The organism is Streptomyces sp. NPDC088732 (assembly GCF_044751205.1).
Taxonomy (GTDB): domain Bacteria; phylum Actinomycetota; class Actinomycetes; order Streptomycetales; family Streptomycetaceae; genus Actinacidiphila.
Genome location: NZ_JBIVLI010000019.1, coordinates 70820 through 88206 on the forward strand (window position 1 = coordinate 70820; position 17387 = coordinate 88206).

A 17387-nucleotide genomic window follows, 5' to 3' on the forward strand; every position below is an offset into this window, starting at 1 on the left:
CCTAGGAGATGACGGTGAACAGCCCGGTGGACTTGCCGAGCTGGGTCAGGGAGGCCTTGCCGGGGATGCCGTCGGCGTCCGGGCCGGCGTAGCCGAGGTGGCGCTGCCACGCGGCGTAGGCCGACACCGTGACGGTGCCGAAGCTGCCGTCGCCGGCGTACTTCGAGGTGAGGTAGCCGAGCTCCAGGAGCGCCTTCTCCACCAGGCGCACCGCGGCCGCGTGGGTCTGGTGCCCCTGGGCGGCGTGCGGGTCGGTCCTGGCGGCCTTGACGACCTGGGCGAGCGACACCTTGGGCTTCGCCGGTGCCGGGTGGCCAGTGGCCGGCTGCCCGGCGGCGGGCTGGCCCTCGACCTTCGGACGGGGCGCGCCGGCCTTCACCCACGTGTACAGAGGCTTGCCGGGGCAGCTCGTGGCGTAGCCGTCCTTGTGCCCCTCGATCTCGTCGCCGGCGTCGCCGTCCTCCCGCAGCCACTCGATGGCGTCGCGCAGGCCGTTGAGCTGGTCGTCGGTCGGCTGGGTCAGTCCCTTGCTGCCGAGCAGCGCGAGGACGGCGTAGTGGTCCTCGTTGAGCTCCCGGTCGCCGTTGGCGCCGGTGCGGTAGTGCGCGCCACGGCCCTCGTACACCCAGCCGTGCGGGCACACCGCGGCGTTGTAGGCGATGTCGGAGTAGTCCTCGTCGTCGTTGGCGAGGTGGCTGGCCTGGATCGCGCGGACGCGGTCGTCGCACTGCGGATGGTTCTCCGGCTTCGCCAGGGACGCCGGGACCTCGGTGCCCTCGTAGTGGACCTTCACGCCCTTGGTCTTGGCGATCCGGACGAGGTTGTACCGGGGCGGTCTGGCGCCCCAGGCCTTGCGGGACACGAACTTCACGGGCCCTCCAGGGCATGAAAAAAGCCCCCAGTTGGGGGCGTGGCTGTTGGGGGACGGTCAGGCCGGCGGCCCGGCGTAGGTCACCGTCATGTGCGGGGCGTAGGTGCCGGTGCCCGTGTTGACCGAGATCGAAGCGTTCTGCAGCGGGATCAGCTGGACGTAGTCACCCGCGTTCAGGAGGTACGGAATCGACCGGGCCTCCACGGTCATCGGGCTGGTGCCGATCGTCCCGGAGAACGAGCGGGCCCGGCCTGCGGCGATGGTGGCGCCGTTGCAGTACCAGAGCGCGTCGCGCAGGGTGCCCGGGGTTGCCGGGGATGTCACGCCGACGAAACTCACGGACCCGTCCAGCCGCCACCACCCGGCAAAGGGCACGGTCCACCTGGTCTGTGATGCGGGTGTCCAGCCGCCCAGCAGGTCGAGGTCGACGGTGTCCCATTGAATGGCGTTGGCGACGTCCTCGGTGCCGCTCGTGATGGTCTGTCCGGCGCCGCGGGTGGCGCGGAAGACGGTTTGGCCGATCAGGGCGGCGAGGCTGAGGGCGCCTGCGGTGAGGCTCTGGCCTGCGGCGAACGCGGGATATGCCGTCATGGACGTCTCCTCTCTACAGGGGTGCGATGGCGGGCCGGGTCACGCGGACGTCGGCGCCCGCGGGATGGGTCTTGACGATCCCGTTGGCGCTGCGGGTCCACGTCTGGGTCTGGGGGTTGAGGACCTCGTAGGCGTCGTAGTCGACGAGGACCGGCAGGGGGTTGGTGTTGGCGGCGTCGAGGATCGTGCGCATGCCGACCGATCCGGCCGCCGAGAACGCGGTGTCGGTCACCGAGGCGTGCCAGCTGCCGGGCTCGACGGCGGAGGCCAGCCACACGCGGGCGCGGAGGGTGGACCCGAACGCCTGGAACCGGATGCCGTAGTCGACGCTGGCCACGTGCGTGAGGCCGGGGATGGTGACGGTGGCCAGGTCGGTCTGGATGCCGGCGACCCGCTTCTGGATGACCAGCTGCACGGTCGCGCTCGTGGTGAACGTCGCCCTGGCGTAGTAGTGGTTGTTGACGTCGACGAACCGGGCGACCAGGCCCGTGTACTGGCTGCCGCCGGTGGCGAGCGCCGAGGTGCGGACGGTGGCCCGCTGGTCGATGTCGGCCTGCGGTGCGGTCAGGACCGAGGTGCGGCTGACTCCGATGCTGGCGTTGCTGTGTCGGCCGCGGCCGCCGGTGACGGAGAAGTCGCTGGCTGAGCCGCCGCTGTTGGTCCAGGTGCCGCCGATGTCGGCCGCGCCCCAGGAGCTGGACGCGGTCCGGGTGAAACTGTCCTGTCGGCTGCCGGTGCATGCGGTGACGGTGACGTCCTCGCCCTCGCAGGTCACACCGAACGGGAACTCCGTCGGGTGGCGAGCAGTGGTGACCCACAGGGGGCCGTCGGTGACGGTCACGGTGGCCGCGGTCGCGGTGGCGGTGACCGCGGCCGTCAGCTGGGTGCCGTCGGTGTTCGCGCGGCGGCCGTCGTCGGCGCGGGCCACGTCCCAGGGTGAGGCCGGTGTGCACGAGAACGTCAGGCGCCAGTCCGTCTGGGACAGGTTCTCGGTGATGCCCTGCACGATCAGGTCCGCGGTCCCGCCCACCGGGCCCTTGCCCAGGGGGATGCCGGTGATCTGCAGGCGGTCGCCGACGTCGAGCGCGGCCAGGCGGTCGGCGAGGTCCGGGAACGCGCGCAGGCTGACGGTGACGTTCGGGTAGCGGGCGTCGGTGGTGGTGCCGAGGTGGACCAGCCACGCCGCGATCTGCGCGGCCTGATCGTCGCTGTAGAGGCTGAGCGACGTCGCACTGTCGAACGTCGTGTACCGGTCGACTCCGCGCGGCCCCTCTTTCTCCACGTACCGGCCGGAGCTCCCGCCGATCCGGGTCACGGTCATGTCGTTGCGGACCAGGCTGTCGTCGCGGATCGGTTTGCCGGTGCCGGCGACCAGCTTCCCGAACGGGACCTGCACCGGCGTCTGGTTGTACATGGTGGTGCGGCCCCGGTAGCGCAGGCCCAGGCGGTGCCGCGGCTCGTCCAGCACGCCGCCGTCCGCCTCGGCGGCCTGCTGGACCAGCTGCAGGAACGTGCCGATCCGCTGGTAGCCGACCCTGGTCTGCTCGCCGATCGGGCCGCGCACCGTAAGCGGGATCGCCGATTCGCCGGCCAGGCGGAGCATGCGCGTGCCCGCACGATCGCCCGTGTACGCGATGATCGCGCCGATGTAGGCAGAGACGTCCGTCGTGCGCCACGCGCTGATGTGGCCCAGCGACATGCCGTTGAGGTCGGTGGAGAAGCCATCCGCAGGCGAACAGATCACGGACGGCGCGCCGATGGTCCCGGAGTAGCTGCCGAACACGGAGCCGAAGTCGCCGCCGACGTCCTGAAAGGTCAGGAACCAGTTGACGGTCCCGCCCACCTGCTGGGTGTAGAAACGCGTCTCGTTCCACTGGCCGTACAGGTCGCTGCCGGTGGTGAAGTCGTTCTGGAAGATGACGTTGCCGTCCGCGTCCAGGGCGATCACGCGAGTCAGGTTGTTGCGCCACTGCAGGATCCGCTCGCGGACGGTGCCGGTCCGGCTCAGGATCCGCATGAACGTCCGCAGCGTCGTGTTGGCGGTGTCGAGCCGGTACAGCCAGCGGACCTGCCAGCCGGTGATGGCGCCGGTCGGGGGCGGCACCACGCCGCGCATGTTGGGCAGGGTGCTGCCGCCGGTGGCCAGGGCCGGCAGGGGCCCGGAGGCGGGCAGGGAGTCGTTGGCGGCCCAGTTCACGCCCGACAGCGCCATCGGCGCCACGCCGCTGATCGGGGAGTAGGCGCTGGTCGCGTCGGCGCCGTCCTCCAGCGCCCAGTACGCCAGCGGTCCGAAGCCGGGGATGCGGCGCGCCAGCGCGGACGGCAGGGCCTTCTGCCCCTGGCCGAGGCGCTGGCGGATTCCGGAGCCCTGTACGGGCACGAACACGTCGTTGCCCGAGTCGTCCCAGTCCACCGGGAGCTTGGACACCTCGGTGTGCGCCCGGTAGTCGCGGTCGTTGATGGCCGCGGGGGCGGTCACGGTCCACGTGCGGCCGGCCGCGTCGGCGAACGAGCCGGTACCTGCGGCCGGGGTGCTGAAGTTCGGTGAGGCGACGACCGTCCCGTTGATGCCGTTGCGGATCTCGACGCCGTAGATCCGGCCCTGCGCGGGCTCGAACGCCACGTCCAGGCCGGTGCTGGTGATGTCGCCGATCTCCAGCGCCGCCGTCGAGTTGAAGATGCTCGTGGTGCCGGCGTTCTCGGCGTGGCTCTCCAGCAGCGTCCAGCCGCCGGCGTTGCCGATCGCCAGCGTCGGCGCCGTGTAGTACGAGATGGTCCAGCCGCCCGTGCCGTTGTTGACGTCGAGCGTCACGCGCACCGCGAGGCGGCCGGATGACGGCACGGGCAGGGGGTTGCCGGTGGTCCAGGTGAACCCGTTCGCGGAGGTCCCGTCCGTCGACCAGCCGAAGCGCAGGCCACCGGCGGCCGACGCGACCAGGTACCAGCTGCGCTGGTTGCCGGTGAGGTTGTATTTCCCGACCAGCTCGACCACGTTGCCGGGCACGGTGGCGATCCAGTTGTCGAGCTGGGCATCGAACCTGACGTCGATGTCGCCGGTGATGTCGATGGCGGAGGCGTCCGGAGTGGACGCCCGGCCGCCCGTGCCGAGGTCCAGGTACCGGGCGGCGGCGGGCACCGACACCCGCATCTCGATCTTCTCGTCCAGCTGCCCGTAGTACGGGCTGTAGGGGTTGTCCGGGCTGAGGTCGCCGTGCCGGTTGTTGAGCTTGGCCGTGCACTGCACCGGCTCCGGCTGGCTGGTCGGGTTCGAGCGGCCGCGCTTGATGGTGATGTCGCCGCCCGAGGCGGTCCGGACGTCGCCGAACGTGTGCCACTGCCCGCCGATGCGCAGCTCGGTGCGCAGGTCCAGGGGGAACGAGACCACAGGGAACCTCCTTACGAGGCGGGGGTGAGGACGATGACGGGGTCTCCGCCGCGCACGCGGATGGCGTCCTGCAGCAGGAACAGCAGAGCGTCGTTGACCTCGCCGCCAGCGGAGGCCAGCTCGAGAACAACCGGCCCCCCATTGCTGCTGGCGGCCCGGCTCACGCCGGTGTTGACGTTGCCCGGGATGGACGTGGTGATGTCCTGCAGCTGGCTGCGCAGGGCGGGCACCTGGTCCTGCACGCCGCCCATGAGGCCGGAGATCAAGGCCTCGCCCGAGGGCTCCAGCAGGTGGAGGTCCACCGTCATGGGGCCCTTCCAGTCGGGGATCATCGACGTGATGGACGAGAACCGGCGCTGCAGGGCGCCGATCATCCCGGTGACGCCGTCGATCAGGCCGCGGATGATGTCCGCGCCGGCGTTGTAGAGCAGCGAGCCGAGGTTGCCCACGGCGGAGCGCACCCGGTCCGGGATGCCCCGCACCGTGTCGAGCAGCGAGTCGACCTTCTGCCGGGCGGCGTCGTAGAGCCGGCCGAAGTAGCCGCCCACCATCCCGGGCAGGCGGCTGAGCCAGGAGATGGCATCCAAGACGGCCTGGACTCCGGCCATGACCTTGTCCGCCACCCAGTCCATCGCCGCACTGGTCGCAGACTTGATCGTGTCCCAGTGCTTGATCAGCAGGCCCGGGCCGGTGAAGTTCAGGAACAGGTCCGTCAGCAGCTTGAAGCCCTGCTGCAGCTTCTCCCAGATCCAGTCCCAGGCCGCTGAGATGCCCTCGGTCATGGCACGCCAGGCGTCCTGGAAGAACGTCGTCTTGGTGGCGATGAGGACGATCACGGCGACCAGCGCGACGATGCCGAGGATGATCCAGGTCACGGGGTTGGCGAGCAGCGCGCTGTTGATCGCCCACTGCGCGATGGCCCAGATGCCGAGCGCCACGGCCAGGGCGAGGACCACAGGCGTGATGGCGGAGATCAGGCCCGGGTTGTCCCGCAGGAAGTTGCTGACGACCTCCAGGGCGGGCGCCAGGGCCTCGCCGAGGGTCGTGCTGACGGTCCGCATGATGGAGTCCCAGGACTGCGCAGGGGACGCCTGCATGGACTCGGTGACCGCCTTGGCCGAGCCTGCCGCGTCATCCATGCCGGAGCTCGCGGCGGCCGCGCTGGCGTCGATCTTCAGCAGGCTGTTGCCCAGGTCCTCGCCCGGGCCGCCGAACAGCGCGGCCTGCAGCCCGGTCCTCTTCGTCTGGTCCTCGACGCCGCGCAGGGCGTCTGTGACCTGGTCGAACGCCTTGGTGCCCTGGCCGGTGTTGACCAGCTTCTGGATGTCTTTGACGTTGAGGCCCAGCGACTTCAGCGGCGCCTCCACCGCCTTGGTGTCGGCCAGCCGCAGCGAGAACTCCTTGATCGCGTCGCCGAGCTTGTCGATCTCGAACGTCGGATTTTTCGCCGCCTCGGTGAGCAAACCGAACGCCTGCGGGCCGGAGAACCCCAGCTGAGAGAAGAACTCCGAGTACTCCTTGACGACGTCGGGCAGTTCCTCGCGGAACGCCGGCGGCAGCTTCTGCGCGGCCGACGTCAGCAGGTCGAAAGCCTCGGTGCCGTCCTTGGCCAGGCCGGCCTTGATGAGCTGGCCGGCGGCCTGGGTGGACTCAGCCACGTCGAACTCGAACGTATCGCTGAGGGCCTGGGCGTCCTTGGTCAGCTGGGTCAGTTCGTCGCTGCCCAGGTTGGAGAACCCGCCGAGGTTCTGCGAGACGGCGCCAAGGGCGTCGCTGATGGTCTCGACGGAGTCGCCGAACCCGGCAGCGAAGACGTCGCCGGCGATGGTGCCCGCGCGGGACGCTTCGTCGTCGGTCAGGGCCAGTTGGTTCTGCAGGCGATTGGTGGCGTTGGTGATGTCCATCGCCGACTCCAGGCCGGCGGCGAACAGGCCGCCGACCACGGCGCCCGCGCCCGCCGCGGCGATGCCCTTGAGGCTGCCCTCGACGCTGCTGGCAGCCTCGTCAGTCCCGGCGGTCAGCCCTTCGGCGTCGACGCCGAGGCGCACCAGGAGCTCGTCCAGGATCGTTGCCACGCTGCCCCCCTTCCTGGCCGGTCTTCGTGGTGTCCGTCCCGCCCATCTGGGCGTTGATGCCGCGGACGGCGGCGAGCATGTCCTGCCAGTCCATCCGCTTGTTCCGGTCCCACTTCGGCAGGAAGTCGGACGGGCGGGCCTTGCGGCCCTTGCCGCGGTTCGCGTTGGAGATCACGGCCGCCAGCACGGACATCAGCAGGTCGTCGCGGGCGCCGCCGAGCGGGCCGGTGATCTGCTCGTAGGCCATCCAGTCGGTGAGCTCCGCCGAGCTCATGCCGGCCAGCAGCGCGGCGACGCTCGGGCGGCCCAGGTGGCCTGCTAGTCGGTGGTAGAAGAGCCGCTCGGGGCGGCTTCGGAGTTTCCCGCCGCGGTCTCCACGGCGTCCTTGCCGATGCCGGACAGGCGCTGTGCGACTGTGGACAGCCGCTCCAGGACGGCGCCGTTCTTCCGGCCGAGGTCGCGCACCTCCTTGTCGGTGAACAGCCGCTGGAAGTCCTCGTCCACCAGGCACTTGGCGAGCAGCTTGGCGAGCTGGTCATTCAGGTTGACGCTCTGCGGCTTGCCGTTGGAGCCGAGCGTCACCATGGCGGCCTGGTAGGCGTTGCGGTCGGTCCCGGACATGCCGAGGATGCGGACCTCGCCGCCCCACTCGGGTACGGGGACGTCCTCCCACTGGCGGTCGTCGACGTCGGTGATCTGAGTCTTGCTGAGTAGTCCCATGGGGTGCGTGTCCTTGCCGCTCGTCAGGAGATGGTGGGCTTGCCGGTGACCTTGAAGGTCAGCGACGCGGAGAGCTTGTCGTCGTAGGGCGCGTCGGGCTCGAAGCCGGTCATGATCGCGGCGAAGGTCCAGGTGGTCTCGTCCGGGTCGGGGAACACCAGCTGGTAGTTGCGCGGGTCCTCGTCGTCGAAGTCGTCGATCAGGACGTCGTGGATGGCCGGGTTGTAGTTCACGTCGAGCGTGACCTCGCCGCCGTCCTTCAGGCCGCCGACGAACTCCATGTACTGGTCTGGGCTGTCGTGGGCGGTGACGTCGATGGTCTCCCGCGACAGGCCCGGGCCAGAGATGCCGGTGGCGTTCGCGATCGCGGTGAAGGCCTCCACGCCCCCGCCGTCACCGCGCTTGAGCAGTGTTCCGAAGCCGTCGATGCCGGCCATGTCAGCCTCCTGCAGGTGTGACAAAGCCCCCGGGCCGGCGGCGCGGGGGCGGTACGGGTGGGGGTCAGCTGGACTGCTCGGTGGTGATCCGGTAGCGCAGCACCAGGTGCCGGATGTCGCCCGGCGGCTCGGGGTCGGTGAGGGTCTGGGAGAACTCGAACCGCGTCGAGATCCAGTCCAGCCCTGCGATGGGTAGCGGCTGGTGGTCCAGCAGGCCGGTGATGATGGCGCCGATCTGCAGGGCCTGGGTGTAGCCGCGGTACTGCGACCACACGTGCAGGGTCACCGAGGTCTGCCGGCCGAATCCGCCGTGCCGGTTGTCCGGCGTCTCGGTCGCCTCGCCGATCACGACGAACGGGTACGCCTGCTTCTCCGGGACGAAGTCGAACACTCCAGTGATCAGCGCCTGCAGGTCCTCGTCGCCCGACAGGCGTGCGCTCAGCGCCTGCTGGATGGGCAGCATCGGGGCAGGTGCGGTCACGGCAGGGCCTGCCTGACCTCAGTGCGGATCCGGTCGGGGAACGGCGCGCGCTCGGCGTCCAGGGCCGGGCCCAGGACGGGGTTCGCGGGGATCCTGCGGGTGCCGTGCTCGTGCAGGGCCGCGTAGTCGTCGTCCCGGTCGCGCCAGCCGATCTCGGCCTGCAACCCGTCGTTCTGGTAGCGGATGTCCACGCTGTCGCGCAGGTTGCCGCTGTCCACGCGGACGTGCTGCTGCACGGTGGTCTTCACGGACTCGGCGGCTTCCTTCACGGCGGGCTTGGCCGCGGCCAGCAGTTCCGGGGCGAGTTCCTCCAGCCGGGCGCGCAGGCGGTCCAGGCCTTCCACCTGGACCTGCACGACGGTGCCGGAGCGGCCGCCGCGTCCTCGTCGTCGTGCCACGGTTCACCTCCGGCGCAGGGTGCGGCGGATCTCTGCGAGTTCGCCGGCGATCGCGACCAGCGCCCACGCGGTGGCCTGCGGGATGTCGACCTCGCCGAGGCCGAGAAGGTCCTCGGCGCGGCGGCGGGCTTCGTGCGGCTCGGTCTGCGGCAGCCGCGGCCGCTCGGCATCCGCCATCAGGTGCCCAGCTCCAGGACGGCGACCTTGACGGAGGTGACGCCGTCGTAGGTGATCGTGGCCCGTCCGTTCGTGCCGGCGAACACGCGCGTCAGGGGCACGACGGCGGTCTTGCCCGCGGCCACGGTGATCGCGGCGTTGGCGATGTCGAGGCCCTGCACCTTGCCCGGCGTGGCCAGGGTTGCGGTGTGCGGGGCGGCGTCGCCGTTGACGATGACCAGGAACCGGCCGGTACCGACCGGGGCGGAGTCCCCGCCACCGGCCGCGGCCACCGCTGCCGCGTTCAGGTCCAGCAGGCCTGTGCCCGCAGGCACGGCCGTCACGTTGAGAGCGGCCATGTCAGGCCCCTTCCTTCTCGATGATCTCGGCGAACGCCTTGGAGTACACGGGCCTGGACGGCTGGACGACCGAGCCGATCCGGAACGCTTGGGCCTGCCCGAGCCCGTCCGTGCCGCGCAGCTGGTCGCCGCGCTGGACGTCCGCGCGTGGGCTGAGCCAGATGTCGTGCGTGTGCCGGGAGCCCGCCTGAGCGGCGACCAGGCGCTCGGTGGGTGAGGGCTGGTCGACCTTCGCCCGCACCGTGCCCTGCAGGACGAGCGTGGTTTCCTGACCGCCCGCACCGTCCGGGACGGTGGTGGGCCGCCACACCTCCAGCTGGCGGTTCAGGTAGCGGCCGACGCTCACCGCGACCTCACCAGGTCGGTGCCGCCACCGAAGCGAGCGGCGAGCCGTTCGCGCCAGTACTGCGGCAGGTCCATCTCGGAGATGCGCCCGTCGCTGCTGTAGGTGACGGCGTAGTCGCCGATCCGCTCGGAGGTGATGACGCGCGTGCCCTGCGCCGTCAGGTCTTCCGAGCGGTAGTCGGCGAGCGCTCCGGCGGTCATCCGGCACACCAGGTCGACCAGGTCGGCAGGCACCACGGGCAGACCGTGTGTCTGCGTCACGGTGACCTCGGACGGGCCGTTGCCGCCGGTCCAGCCGGCGGCCCGCCACAGCCGTTGGGAGATCAGCCGCCAGTCGGTGACCGCTTCGCCGTCGACGGCGACTGCGGTCACCTCGGAGATGGGCAGGCCGGGCAGGGACAGCCACTGCCCGGCCTCGCCCTCCAGCGTGACCGTCGACGTCGTCTCCGAGATCGGCGAGCCGGCTGCTTCCCGCACCGCCTGCGATGCCACGTCGAGGTAGACGCCGGCGATGGCGGTCTCCGTGTCGTCGACGGTCAGGCCACGCGCCTCAAGGTCGGAGACCGACGCGAGGGGGTCAAGCGCCACGGTGGCCTCCCGGCTGTCAGCTGACCATGTCGATCAGGTCGGCCTTGGTGTACGCCGCGGCGTCCTCGCGGGAGAGCACACCGCGCTTGGCGACGTACTCGACCCAGTCGGCCTTGGCTGCGTTCACGTTGGGACGGCCCGGGTCGGAGGGCTGCTGCCCGCCGGTCTCGCCCTTGTCGCCATCGCCATCGCCGTCGCCCTCGTCGGGTTCGGGCGTCGGCGCGGTGTAGTACGGGCTGCCGTCCGAATGGACGCGCTGGATCAGGCCGCGCTCGTACCGCTCCTGGATGCTCTCGGGCAGGGGCAGGTCCATCGCGATGATGGCCCCACCCTCACCCCGGACGTAGATGGTCTTGGCCATGTCAGGTGTTCCTCGGGATCTTGAAGGCGGTGACGGTCATCGCGACGGAGGTCTCCACGATCAGAGACCCGTCGTTCTGCAGGAACCGCCCGGACTCGACCGGGCCGATCCACTGCGTCGCGCTGTTGGCGACGGTCACGGCGAGGTTGCCCTGACCGGACGCGATCGCCAGCGGCTGGGAACCGGCCAGCACCGTGGCCGTGCCGGACCCGCCGGACGCGTTGGAGACGCGCAGCAGGGTCAGCTCGGCGAAGGCGTTGGCGACCTGTCCTCCGTTACCGGCGCCAGAGGTGACAGCGGTACCGGCCGGGTCGGCCAGGCTGCTGTTGGGGACGAGGTTGCTGTACGGGACGGAAGTGCGTGCCATGTCTCATACCTCCGATCAGGCGGCGGTCGGGTTGATGAACGCGGCGGCCAGGTGGTCCGGGCGGATCACCTTCGCGCCGTACAGGGCCAGGCCCTTGACCGCGTCGGAGAACGAGTTCTCCGGGCGGTAGGCCTCGGTCTTGTTGAGCTGCTCCGCGAAGGTGATGGCCTCCTTCACGCCGGCCTGGACGACGGTGGTGTCTCCGGTCGGGACGGGGCAGTTGTTCGACTCGTAGATGTCGAACCCGGCCGCGCGTCCCACCAGGCCGTTGCGCAGGCCCGCGTCCGTGCCGGCCTCGTTGGCCTTGATGAACCGCGAGTCCAGCAGCAGCGACCCGTAGAACTCGGACGGGACGACGACGTACCGCCCGGCGGTGGTCACGTTCGCCTTCGTGAGCTTCGTGCGCAGCGGCACGAGGACCTTGTCGTAGGCGTCGGTCGGGGTGGTGTACGTGTCGATCGGCGAGCCCTGGACGTTCAGGAAGTTGCCCGCGGCGATCTGGGTGTAGAGGTTGGCGACATACTGGTCGATGGTGTCGGCCAGAGCGAACGCCGCCTCGGACATGGCCTGCGGCATGAGGTTGGACTTGGCCTGCCGCTTGTCGACGTCGTCGATGCTCGCGGCCCAGTACTTCGACTGGTCGACGACCAGGGTCCGCTGGGCGGTGTTGAGCTTCTCCGGGGTGATCGTCGTGTTGCCCGGCACGTAGGTACCGATCGTCGGACGGGACACCGAGGTGATGCGGACGGTGTCGCCGGCCTCCGCGATCTCGCCCTCGTAGTCGCGGTTGACGACGTTGGGGGCCGCGTAGACGAGGGCCTTGCGGGTCGCGACCAGGAGCTTGGAGCTCCAGATCTCGGGAACGAAGTTCCGCACGGTCATGGTGGGTTGCCTCCTGGCTACTTGCCGCCCATGAGGTCGTCGAGCCGGCCGTCGGTGCGGGCCTTGTCGATCTCCTCCGGGCTCATGGATTTCAGGTCTGCTCGGGTGAGCTGCTTCGGTCGGGACGCCTTGCGCGCCGCTCCGCCGTCGCCCGTGCCCTGGAACCTCTTGGCCGTTGCGGCTGCCAGGTAGGGCTTGTCCTTCAGGAGATCGGTGATCGCTTCCTCGATCTCCTCGGGGTCGATCTCGCCGTCCTCGCCGACCTCGAACTGGTCGAGGTCGAGGAAGGTCAGCGCGTCCTTGGGGTCGTGCAGGCGGCCCTTGGCCGCGGCCCGGATCTCGGCCTTGAGGATCCGGCCGTTCGCCTTGGCGAGGGCGTCGGCCTCCGCCTTGCGGCGGGTCACCTCGGCCTCGTCGGCGCCGTCCTTCTCCGCCAGGCGCTGCTCCAGGTCGCGGGCCCGGTCCCGCTCCGCGCGCCACTTGCCCTTCATGGAGGCGAGTGCGCGCTTGCCCTTGTCGCCCAGGTCCTCGGCACCGTCCGGGTCCTTGTCGTCGTCGGCGTCGTCCTGGTCGTCGCCCTCGGCGCCGGTGTCTTCATCGCCGGAGTCGTCCTGCTCGTCGGCGTCGTCCTGGTCGTCGTCGCCGCCGTCCGCGTACAGGACGGGCGAGAACGGGTCGGCCGGGTAGGGGTGCTGCCAGCCGGGCGCGTGCGTGCGGGCGTGGCGGGGCAGGGTGGATCGGTTCATGGGTGCTCCCGTTGCGGGACAGGCCCGGGGCATTGCGCCCCGCGGGCAGGGATCAGGTCAGGTAGCCGTTGCGCTGGAGCAGCCGCACGGCGTGCGCGCGGTCGTCAGCGAGGCGGTAGATCTCTTCGGGCATCAGGCGCGGAGTGAGCGACACCTGCAGGCGGCGGCCGGGCACCTTGCCCTGGTTACCGAGCCGCTTGCCGGCGATGCCGCGGCGGGTGATGCCCTCGCTGGTGGTCTGCAGCTTCTGCCCGTACACCACGGCGGTGCTCATGCCCCGGCGGGCGTTGACGACCTGGGCGATGTCGGCGCCGTCGTCGATCGCCTTCACAGCGGCCTCGCCGAACGCCTTGTGCCGCTGGGCCTCAGACATCTGGTCGTAGACCACGACCGGGTCCTGCGGGCGCGGCCGGTGGTCGCGGGTGACCGGCTCCATCCCGCAGTGGCAGCGCGGGTGACGCAGGAACCCCGTCGACGTGCCGTACTCCTTGCCCGCCAGGATCACGCACCTGGAGCAGGCGCCGCCCTCGACGACGCGCACATACGAGGTGACCGCGGGCCGGGACACCATGCCGACCGAGTCCGCGGACCTGCCGGCGTCAGCCACCGCGGTACGGACGACGGCTTCCAGCAGCGCGTGCCCGTGCGCCATCGCCTGGACGACGGGCTTGCCCTGGGTGACCGCGCGTAGTGCCGCCCACATTGGCGCCGCCAGCACCAGTGCCAGGGGCCGGCCGCCGCCGTCGACGCCGGTGAACGCGGTCGGGTCGATGCGCTCGGACTCCGGCCGTTCCGGGTCTTCGCCGAGCAGCCGGTGCAGCCACGTTTCCGTGGACTGTGCGGCCGCCAGCTGCCCGCCGGCGACGATCGCCACCGTGCTGGCCAGGAGCCCCATCCACGACAGGTAGATGTTGTCCCGGTCGACCTTCTGCCACGACTGCAGGGCCGCGCGTGCGGCCGCGGATGCGAGGCGGCGGCGGGCTTCGGCGTGGGCCTGCGCCACCGGGGACGGGCTCATGCCGCCAGCTCCGGATCCTCCGGGTCTGCCTGGTCGCCCTGGTCATCGGGCGGCGCGCCCTGCGGCAGTGGGCCGGGCGTCCCGGTCATCTGCCGTGTCAGTTCGGTGACGGGGTCGGCTTCGAGCTCGGCCTCCCGCAGCTTCATCACGTCGGCGACCTCGGTCGGGGTCAGCCCGTACCGCAGCGCCAGCCACTCGAAAGGGAACCCGAGCTGCTTGAGCTTGAGTAGCGCGTCGGCCATCTGCGCGTGCGAGCGGGACTCGACGTCGGCCCACAGCACGCGGCCCGAGCGCAGCGCCCGCGCCTTGGCGTCGTCGCCCTTGGCCAGGGCGATCAGCCGGGCGACCTCGCGCAGGCCTTGGCCGAACCACAGGTGCTTCTCCTCGACGCGCTTGACCAGGCCGGTCTCAGCGGCCAGCAGGCTGTCCGCGGACAGGTTGGCCATCTTGCCGATGAGGTAGTGCTGCGGGGTGCGGGTCTGCGCGGCGAGGTGGCCGACGGCGACCTCGATCATGTCGGTGTACATGGCGAGGTTCGCGGCCTGCCACTCGGCGATCTTCGCGTCCTTGCCGGGGAAGATCATGACGCGGTCGACGGCGAACTTCTTGATGTCCACCAGTTCCGAACCGATGATCTCCCCTGCGCTGTTCAGCTTCGGGATCTTCGGCGGCTCGGCGCCGAGGATCACGCGCTGCGGGAACGACGCGTAGTCCGAGGCGGTGAACATCTGCGCCCACAGCAGGTTGATCGCGTCCTGCATCGCGACCGTGCCGGAGATGTCGCTGATCGGGTCGTCGACCAGCATCGGCTTGTTCGGCAGCTCCACCATCGGCACGACGCCCATGGGGTTGGGCTGCGGGTTCGGTTCGTCGCCCATCTCCCGCGGCGCCCAGCTCTTGAACTCCTCGTCGACGTCCGCTTCCTGCGGGGACTTGTCCTGCTGCGCCAAGGGGCGGCAGAACTTCCACACCTCGTCGGGCAGGTACAGCGTGGCGTAGTCCTCGTTGCCGTCCTGCCACCGCTTGAGCGCGGCCCGCCGGCGGATCCGCGAGCCGGGCTCGTAGGCCACGATGGACTGCGAGGCGTCCTCGAAGGTGACCACCGGCATGTCCGGGTCGTCGGGGTCTCCCCACACCAGGACGAAGCAGCGGGCGCCGGTGACCGCGCCAAGGAACCCGAGCTGGCTGTCGGCATCGAGGCCGTTGACCTGCCAGACCTGCCACAGATCCGTGTCCGCCTTGGTCTCGCCGGCGGCCAGGAACCCGTTCACGGTCAGCCGCTCCACCGGGGAGTCCGCTACGACCTGAGTCCAGTTGTCGCAGAAGCCCTTGTAGCGGCCGCCGTGGTACTTCGCGAACTCGTCCGAGGCGAACTTCAGCGGGTGCTTGCCGCGGTAGTAGTCGTTGTGGCGGTCGATGTCGCCGCGCCGCCGGATCAACTCGTTCTCCAGCAGCGCGACCAGTTGGAGAGCCTGCCCCTCCGATGCCATGGGCCCTCCTCTCATGCGCCGTAGTAGTAGGACTCCGCCCGCTCGGCCAGGCCGGCGGCGATGACGTCGCCGAGCGCCTCGTGGGCGAGGATGCTCGACACGGTGGCGTCGATCTTCTGGGTGGCACTCGCCTTGCGGAGCACGTACCGATCTCCCGGGCGCGACGCCGCGCGGGTGTTCGCGATGTGCCCGGCGGTGATCTCGCACCCGTCGTGCGTGAACGCCGCGCCGTCGCTGTTGCGTTTGACCACGTCGGTCTTCAGCCGCTCGCACGCCGAGTGCATCTGCACGATGCGGCGGGTGTACCAGCGGATCACCCGTTCCTCGCCGTACAGGTCGACCCACTCGTCGACCTCGGTGTCCCAGTACGGCGGGTCCGCGTATAGCCGGACCACGTCGTACCGCCGGAACAGCTGGTCCATCGCCGCGCGCACTTCCGCGCGCGGCACCTGGCCTTCGTAGTCCGCCGGGTTCCAGATCGTCGGCTGGTCGTCGTCCCCGTACAGCGGGGTGAACTGGTAGCCGTCCATCGTCTCGGCCCTGATCGCGGTCCAGTCGTCCATGTCTGAGCCGTCGAAGCCGAGGACGATGCGGGTCATCGGGCGCACGCGCCGCGGCTCGGCCTTGGCCGCCCACTTCGCGCTGTCCAGCCAGGACGAGGCTCCGGCCACGCACCGGTTGCCGAAGAACCGTTCGGCCTGGGCCGGGTCCTTCTCCATGATCTCGGCGGCCTCGGCCTCGATCGCGTCCAGGTCGACGTGCGTCGACCCGGCGTAGACGACCGTGTGGATCTTCCGGCGCTGCCGTTTGTCCAGGTACGACAGCGACTTCGGGGCCTGCGGGTGGTACCGGAAGATGTCCTTGGCCCTGGCCTCCGACGTGGTCTGTGCGACCGAGTTCTCCGACGGGTCCCAGCCGTTCGTGGTCTCCATCGACCGGCCGCCCATGCCGGCCACGCCGCGGCGCTGGGTATCCGCCACACGGCGCAGCTTGTTCGCCGTGGTGTACAGGCCGGTCTCGTCCTGCATCGCGAAGATGATCGGGTTACCGAGCCTGGACAGCGCGGACGAGGTGACCACGTCGATCCGCCCGTCGTCGCCGACCCGGGTGAACTCCTCGCCGACCGTCATCATCTCGCCGAGCGGCCCGCGCTTCACCATCGACTGCAGCGGCCGGTAGACGTTGGCGACCTGGTCCTCGGACGTGGCCGTCAGCTGGATCAGCGGCGTCGGCCACGGCACGCCCATCGGGTCGCCGGGCTCGTAGTCATACCACCAGCCGCAGCCGCAGCCATGGTCCGAGCAGCGGTACCGCTCGCCGCCCTTCGCCCAGCCGGCGAAGACGACCGGGCCCGCGGCCTCGGCCAGGACGATCGTCGCGGACCACGGGCCCTTGCCGGTTTTCTGCGGGGCCACGACCTGGCTGCGCCGGTAGTGGAACGCCGGCGCCAACTGGCCCACGGTCGCGGACGGCTTCACCCGGTAGTGGTTGACGGTGCACCACAGCTGCCACGGGTACAACTTCATGTCCTCGCCGACCCGGAAGCCGTCGGGCACCGGGCAGTGCCGTTCGATCCAGTCGGGGACGATCCACAGGGTGGGGAAATCGACGACGAACTCGGCGGGGGTGTCAGGGCCCTTCGCCACTGGGCACGACCTTCAGGCGGTCACGGGCCGATGGACGTCGAGCCGGAGCAGGCGCGGCGCTGGGCACCTCGACGGGCTCCTCGATCGCCGGAGCGATCTTCCATCGGTTCCGGTTCATGCCAGCCACGCTCAGCCCGAGCGAGTCGAGGTACCCGCGCACCATCTTCTTCACGTCGACGCGCGCGTCCGCCCGCTCGGCCTCCGCCAGCGTCCGCGCGAACAGCGCCACCTCCAGGGCCTGGCCCATCTCCTCCCACATCACGGCCTGGGGCTTGGCCCACAGGTCGTGCCAGAGGTCCAGCTCCCGGTCGGTCGCCTCGGTCAGCGGCCACTCGGGCAGGTCACCCGGGCGGCCCTCGGCGGGCAGCGTCCGCCAGCCGCCCTTGTCCATCGTCTTCGCACTGCGCAGCGACGTCGGGTCCGGCGGCGGTCCGGACGTCACGCGCGCACCACCACGCGGCATCTCGATCA

21 protein-coding genes are annotated in these 17387 nt (G+C 70.5%); all 21 read right to left on the minus strand.

The window, feature by feature from the left end; genetic code table 11:
• Position 1 precedes the first annotated feature (1 nt).
• The 21 genes from ACIP9H_RS29300 to ACIP9H_RS29400 all read right to left on the minus strand — a co-directional run bounded on the left by ACIP9H_RS29300 (position 2) and on the right by ACIP9H_RS29400 (position 17358).
• Entirely contained in the window at positions 2-871 is an 870-nt protein-coding gene (locus tag ACIP9H_RS29300) for an N-acetylmuramoyl-L-alanine amidase (RefSeq protein ID WP_401961640.1), read from the minus strand.
• A 57-nt stretch (positions 872-928) separates the two neighbouring features.
• Positions 929-1462 carry a hypothetical protein gene (locus ACIP9H_RS29305; RefSeq protein WP_401961642.1) on the minus strand — a complete coding sequence of 178 codons (534 nt, stop codon included), beginning with the start codon at positions 1460-1462 and terminating at the stop codon, positions 929-931.
• Between the two features lie 13 nt (positions 1463-1475).
• Entirely contained in the window at positions 1476-4847 is a 3372-nt protein-coding gene (locus tag ACIP9H_RS29310) for a hypothetical protein (RefSeq protein ID WP_401961645.1), read from the minus strand.
• An 11-nt stretch (positions 4848-4858) separates the two neighbouring features.
• On the minus strand, positions 4859-6922 hold the full coding sequence (locus ACIP9H_RS29315; RefSeq protein ID WP_401961647.1) for a hypothetical protein: 2064 nt from the start codon (positions 6920-6922) through the stop codon (positions 4859-4861).
• The gene (locus ACIP9H_RS29320) at positions 6852-7196 is read right to left on the minus strand and encodes a hypothetical protein (RefSeq protein WP_401961649.1); all 345 of its coding nucleotides are present in this window, start codon (positions 7194-7196) and stop codon (positions 6852-6854) included. Before ACIP9H_RS29320 ends, ACIP9H_RS29315 begins: the two co-directional genes overlap by 71 nt.
• A gap of 44 nt (positions 7197-7240) precedes the next feature.
• Complete coding sequence (locus ACIP9H_RS29325; RefSeq protein WP_401961652.1) at positions 7241-7642, minus strand: hypothetical protein; 402 nt, start codon at positions 7640-7642, stop codon at positions 7241-7243.
• Between the two features lie 23 nt (positions 7643-7665).
• Positions 7666-8079: a phage tail tube protein gene (locus tag ACIP9H_RS29330; protein WP_401961653.1), complete on the minus strand. Its 414-nt coding sequence runs from the start codon at positions 8077-8079 to the stop codon at positions 7666-7668.
• 64 nt (positions 8080-8143) lie between these two features.
• Positions 8144-8560, minus strand: a complete 417-nt coding sequence (locus ACIP9H_RS29335) for a DUF3168 domain-containing protein (protein WP_401961656.1) — start codon at positions 8558-8560, stop codon at positions 8144-8146.
• On the minus strand, positions 8557-8958 hold the full coding sequence (locus ACIP9H_RS29340) for an HK97-gp10 family putative phage morphogenesis protein (RefSeq protein WP_401961659.1): 402 nt from the start codon (positions 8956-8958) through the stop codon (positions 8557-8559). The genes ACIP9H_RS29335 and ACIP9H_RS29340 overlap by 4 nt, the downstream gene beginning before the upstream one ends.
• Before the next feature lie 3 nt (positions 8959-8961).
• The gene (locus ACIP9H_RS29345; protein WP_401961662.1) at positions 8962-9135 is read right to left on the minus strand and encodes a hypothetical protein; all 174 of its coding nucleotides are present in this window, start codon (positions 9133-9135) and stop codon (positions 8962-8964) included.
• The gene (locus ACIP9H_RS29350) at positions 9135-9473 is read right to left on the minus strand and encodes a hypothetical protein (protein ID WP_401961665.1); all 339 of its coding nucleotides are present in this window, start codon (positions 9471-9473) and stop codon (positions 9135-9137) included. The genes ACIP9H_RS29345 and ACIP9H_RS29350 overlap by 1 nt, the downstream gene beginning before the upstream one ends.
• 1 nt (position 9474) lies before the next feature.
• Entirely contained in the window at positions 9475-9819 is a 345-nt protein-coding gene (locus tag ACIP9H_RS29355; protein ID WP_401961667.1) for a head-tail adaptor protein, read from the minus strand.
• Complete coding sequence (locus tag ACIP9H_RS29360; RefSeq protein WP_401961670.1) at positions 9816-10406, minus strand: hypothetical protein; 591 nt, start codon at positions 10404-10406, stop codon at positions 9816-9818. Before ACIP9H_RS29360 ends, ACIP9H_RS29355 begins: the two co-directional genes overlap by 4 nt.
• A 16-nt stretch (positions 10407-10422) precedes the next feature.
• A complete protein-coding gene (locus ACIP9H_RS29365) occupies positions 10423-10767 on the minus strand; it encodes a hypothetical protein (RefSeq protein ID WP_401961671.1) in 345 nt (114 codons plus the stop codon).
• A 1-nt stretch (position 10768) separates the two neighbouring features.
• Positions 10769-11134 (minus strand): hypothetical protein, encoded by a 366-nt coding sequence (locus ACIP9H_RS29370; protein ID WP_401961673.1) that lies wholly within the window; start codon positions 11132-11134, stop codon positions 10769-10771.
• Between the two features lie 15 nt (positions 11135-11149).
• The gene (locus ACIP9H_RS29375; RefSeq protein ID WP_401961676.1) at positions 11150-12016 is read right to left on the minus strand and encodes a P22 coat protein - protein 5 domain protein; all 867 of its coding nucleotides are present in this window, start codon (positions 12014-12016) and stop codon (positions 11150-11152) included.
• A 17-nt stretch (positions 12017-12033) separates the two neighbouring features.
• A complete protein-coding gene (locus ACIP9H_RS29380; RefSeq protein ID WP_401961678.1) occupies positions 12034-12762 on the minus strand; it encodes a hypothetical protein in 729 nt (242 codons plus the stop codon).
• A 52-nt stretch (positions 12763-12814) separates the two neighbouring features.
• A complete protein-coding gene (locus ACIP9H_RS29385; RefSeq protein WP_401961681.1) occupies positions 12815-13780 on the minus strand; it encodes a hypothetical protein in 966 nt (321 codons plus the stop codon).
• Positions 13777-15270, minus strand: a complete 1494-nt coding sequence (locus ACIP9H_RS29390) for a phage portal protein (RefSeq protein WP_401961683.1) — start codon at positions 15268-15270, stop codon at positions 13777-13779. Before ACIP9H_RS29390 ends, ACIP9H_RS29385 begins: the two co-directional genes overlap by 4 nt.
• A gap of 11 nt (positions 15271-15281) precedes the next feature.
• Positions 15282-16916 (minus strand): hypothetical protein, encoded by a 1635-nt coding sequence (locus ACIP9H_RS29395; RefSeq protein WP_401961685.1) that lies wholly within the window; start codon positions 16914-16916, stop codon positions 15282-15284.
• Positions 16900-17358 carry a hypothetical protein gene (locus tag ACIP9H_RS29400; RefSeq protein WP_401961688.1) on the minus strand — a complete coding sequence of 153 codons (459 nt, stop codon included), beginning with the start codon at positions 17356-17358 and terminating at the stop codon, positions 16900-16902. Before ACIP9H_RS29400 ends, ACIP9H_RS29395 begins: the two co-directional genes overlap by 17 nt.
• Between the last annotated feature and the right edge of the window lie 29 nt (positions 17359-17387).